The 2,924-nt window shown below is 73.7% G+C and carries 3 protein-coding genes; all 3 read right to left on the bottom strand.

The features are described from left to right. Positions 1 to 1,031, bottom strand: a 1,031-nt coding sequence (locus AC2CJA_RS25745; protein ID WP_484605073.1) for a [protein-PII] uridylyltransferase family protein, incomplete at its 3' end; no start/stop codon positions are given. Positions 1,032 to 1,053: 22 nt separating this feature from the next. Next, positions 1,054 to 1,392, bottom strand: a complete 339-nt coding sequence (locus AC2CJA_RS25750) for a P-II family nitrogen regulator (protein WP_093662123.1) — start codon at positions 1,390 to 1,392, stop codon at positions 1,054 to 1,056. Beyond that, the gene (locus tag AC2CJA_RS25755; RefSeq protein WP_484605074.1) at positions 1,389 to 2,693 is read right to left on the bottom strand and encodes an ammonium transporter; all 1,305 of its coding nucleotides are present in this window, start codon (positions 2,691 to 2,693) and stop codon (positions 1,389 to 1,391) included. Before AC2CJA_RS25755 ends, AC2CJA_RS25750 begins: the two co-directional genes overlap by 4 nt. Positions 2,694 to 2,924: the final 231 nt, after the last annotated feature.

Genomic DNA, 2,924 nt, shown 5'->3' on the forward strand with positions numbered 1-2,924 from the left:
GACGGCGGCAGTCCGGCCTGGGCCGCGGCCGCGGCGGCACGCAGGGGCAGTACGGGGTCGCGCTCGGGGCGCGCGGTCCGGGCGAGCACCACCTCGCCGTCCTGCACGACGACGCCCTCGGCCAGCGGGGTGCGCGCGGCGGACCGCCTGGCGCGCCGCAGGCCCGGACGGCGGGCGCGCAGCACCCGGTCGACCTCGCGCCAGGTGACGTCGCAGGCGTAGGAGAGCACCCGGGCCGCCTCGTAGACACGGCGCAGCAGCGCGTCCGCGTCCTCCAGCGCGAGGGCGGCGGCGACCTGGTCCTGGTCCTGGAGGGCGAGCCGGTCGGTGGCACGGCCGGTGGTCAGATGGAGGGCGTCGCGTACGTCGAGGAGGGTGCGGTGTGCCTCCGCCAGTCCCTCGCGGGGCGCGTCGGCCAGCCAGGAGGCGGCCACCGCGCGCAGGGCGGTGGCGTCCCGCAGGCCACCGCGGGCCTCCTTCAGGTCGGGTTCGAGGAGGAAGCGCAGTTCGCCGTGACGGCGGGCGCGTTCCCGGGTCGCCTCGCGCAGCTCGGGCAGCAGCCGGTGGGCGCCGGCGCGCCAGCGGGCGAGCATCCGGGTGCGCAGTGCGGCGGTGAGCTCCGGGTCCCCGGCGATGTGCCGGGCGTCGAGCAGCCCGAGCCGCACCCTGAGGTCGTCGGCCGCGGCCCGCTCGGCCTCGCCCGGGGTGCGCACCGAGTGGTCCAGGGCGATCCCGAGGTCCCACACCGGATACCAGAGGCGGTCGGCGAGGGCGGCGACCTCGCGTGTGCCGCGGCCGCTGTGCAGCAGCAGCAGGTCCAGATCGCTGCGCGGGGAGAGCTCCCCGCGGCCGTAACCGCCGACGGCCACGAGCGCGACCCCCTCGCCCGCGTCGCCCAGCAGCGAGGCGAGCCAGCCGTCTGTGAGGTCGGACAGGGCCCGGCGGCGCGGCGGCCCGGACCGCGCTCCTTCACCGAGGAGGCGCAGCCGGGCCGCCGCGTAGTTGCCGGGGCTTCCGGATACCGAGGTCACGCGGTCTCCCGCTCCGGCCGGCTCACAGCGCGTCCGGGCCGCGCTCGCCGGTGCGGACGCGCACCGCCGTCTCGACGGGAACGCTCCAGACCTTGCCGTCGCCGATCTTGCCGGTCCGGGCGGCCTTGACCACCACGTCGAGGAGCTGCTCGGCGTCCTCGTCCTCGACCAGGACCTCCACACGGACCTTGGGGACCAGGTCGACGGTGTACTCGGCGCCGCGGTACACCTCGGTGTGGCCGCGCTGCCGGCCGTACCCGCTGGCCTCGGTGACGGTCAGTCCCTGTACTCCGAACGCCTGCAGGGCGTCCTTGACCTCGTCGAGCCGGTGCGGCTTGATGACTGCGGTGATGAGCTTCACGCGTCCACCTTCTTGTCGCTCTGCTGCGCGGACGGCGAGGCCGTCGCGCTGTCGTTGTGGCCGCCGGTGGTCCCGGCCGAGCTGCGGGACGCGGGCGAGCCGCCCACCGCGCTGAAGTCGTACGCGGTCTCGGCGTGGTACGCCTGGTCCAGTCCGGCGGTCTCGTCGTCCTCGCTCGCCCGGAAGCCGATGACCACGTCGACCAGCTTGGCCAGGATCCAGGAGACCACGAAGGAGAAGGCCATCACCGAGAAGGCCCCGGCGGCCTGCTTGCCGAGCTGGGTGAGGCCGCCCACTCCGTCCGTGGCCAGGACGCCGACCAGCAGGGTGCCGATGACGCCGCCGACGAGGTGGACTCCGACGACGTCCAGGGAGTCGTCGTAGCCGAGCCGGTACTTCAGGCTGACGGCCCAGGAGCAGACCAGGCCGGCCACCAGGCCGATGACGATCGCGCCCACGGCGTTCACGTGCGCGCCGGCGGGGGTGATGGCCACCAGGCCGGCGATGGCTCCGGAGGCGGCGCCCAGGGTGGTGAAGGCGCCGTGCCGGATCCGCTCGTACAGCAGCCAGCCCAGGATGGCGGCGGCGGTGGCGACCTGCGTGTTCAGGGCCATGGTGGCGGCGGTGCCGTTCGCACCCAGCGCGGAGCCGGCGTTGAAACCGAACCAGCCGAACCACAGCAGGGCGGCGCCCAGGACCACCAGCGGGAGGCTGTGGGGCCGCATGGGCTCCCGCTTGAAACCGATGCGCTTGCCGACCACCAGGACGGCCGCCAGGGCGCCGACCCCGGCGTTGATGTGGACGGCGGTGCCGCCCGCGAAGTCGATGACCTCCAGTTCGAACAGCCAGCCGCCCTCGGCCCACACCCAGTGCGCGACGGGGAAGTAGACGACCGTGGCCCACAGGGTGATGAACAACGCCCAGGCGCTGAATTTCACCCGGTCGGCCAGGGCGCCGCTCATGAGGGCGGGCGTCAGGACGGCGAACATGAGCTGGAAGAGCACGAAGGCGAGGACGGGGATGCCCTCGTCGCCGCCGGTCAGCGTCTCGACGCCGATGCCGCTCAGACCGATGTGCTCAAGGCTGCCGATCAGGCCGCCGGTGTCGGTGCCGAAGGCGAGCGAGTAGCCGTACAGGACCCAGAGGACGCTCACGATGCCCAGGGAGATGAAGGACATCATGAGCATGTTCAGTGCACTCTTGACCCGGACCATGCCGCCGTAGAAAAGGGCCAGGCCGGGCGTCATCAACATGACCAGCGCCGCGCTGATCAGTACGAAAGCGGTATCCGCGCCGTTCAATGTGGGCGTCTCCTCGCGTACGCGACCCGTGGGGGCGGATCTGGGGGTCAGGATGAGCCACAGATTTCCGGAGCCCCGTTTCCGCCGATGCGGCGCGGTGTTTCGCGGCCGTGACGAAGGCGCGCCCCTTGTTACGTCCGGGTGAACACGCCCGCGGGCCGGAGCCGCGCCGCCCGCGGGTCCGTGCCGCCCGCGCGGCACTCCGCCCCGGCCGGGCGCGAGGACCGCGCC

Source organism: Streptomyces sp. ATLC9 (assembly GCF_057196705.1).